An 820-nucleotide genomic window follows, 5' to 3' on the forward strand; every position below is an offset into this window, starting at 1 on the left:
TGGGTGGACCAGGGCTGGGCCACGACCGGATTTTGCTCACCCTCGTGTTACGAGTCAGGGACCAAGGAGAAGGCGAACAACGGACGTCCTAGGTAATCGTGACGTTGGCGTAGCCGTCCATCGCTTGCCCACTTCTTGAAGATCTCGAAGAGAGTCTCTCTTGGGTTCTCGCTCGCGCTGAACAACTCGAGCAAACCGCGTGCTTTCAAGTAATCATAGAAACGATCAGAATCGAACCAGTCTGGGCTCGTGATGCCATGTGGCACATCCACCAGAAGACCTTCCCCTTCGAAAGCAACGCCTGCACCATGTCGCCTGGCTAGAAATGTTTGTCCCTCTGCTTCAACCGACACTCTCTTTGGAAAATCTAGGAGCGATTTCGTATCTACACTTGTAGGACAAGCTTCTCGCCAGCGAAGAAGCAGCGTTCTTTGGAGGAAAGCGAATGCTTCTAGCTCACGGTATATTTTTGCTTCATTCATCGAATTTCCATGGATTCACGTACTTCGATCATGAGGTCTGTCCACTGAGATTCGCTCGTCACCGCCGTGACGTTGACCGGAACAGACGGCTCACTTGCCTCGATTGCCGCAGCAGCACGATGGTGACCATCTTGGATGATGTAGACTCCATCGCGTTCATATGCCTCGATCGCCCCAGCGCGTGACCACGAGAATCGGTTCACCATCATATCTTCAGCCATGCTGCTCACTCTGGCCACACTCATCTCCGTGGGCCCCTGTCGCGACAGCAGAGATCGTGGGTCTAGCCTGGTGAGGGTTGATCCCGCGCCCAGGGTAGCTTTCCCGACGACCCCAGC

At 54.5% G+C, this 820-nt stretch carries 1 protein-coding gene; it reads right to left on the reverse strand.

Annotated elements, in window-relative coordinates; genetic code table 11:
- Nucleotides 1-478: 478 nt before the first annotated feature.
- The gene (locus CAP_RS51785; protein WP_156041699.1) at nucleotides 479-703 is read right to left on the reverse strand and encodes a hypothetical protein; all 225 of its coding nucleotides are present in this window, start codon (nucleotides 701-703) and stop codon (nucleotides 479-481) included.
- Between the last annotated feature and the right edge of the window lie 117 nt (nucleotides 704-820).

Origin of the sequence: Chondromyces apiculatus DSM 436 (genome assembly GCF_000601485.1) — a bacterium.
GTDB classification, from domain to species: Bacteria; Myxococcota_A; Polyangia; order Polyangiales; family Polyangiaceae; genus Chondromyces; species Chondromyces apiculatus.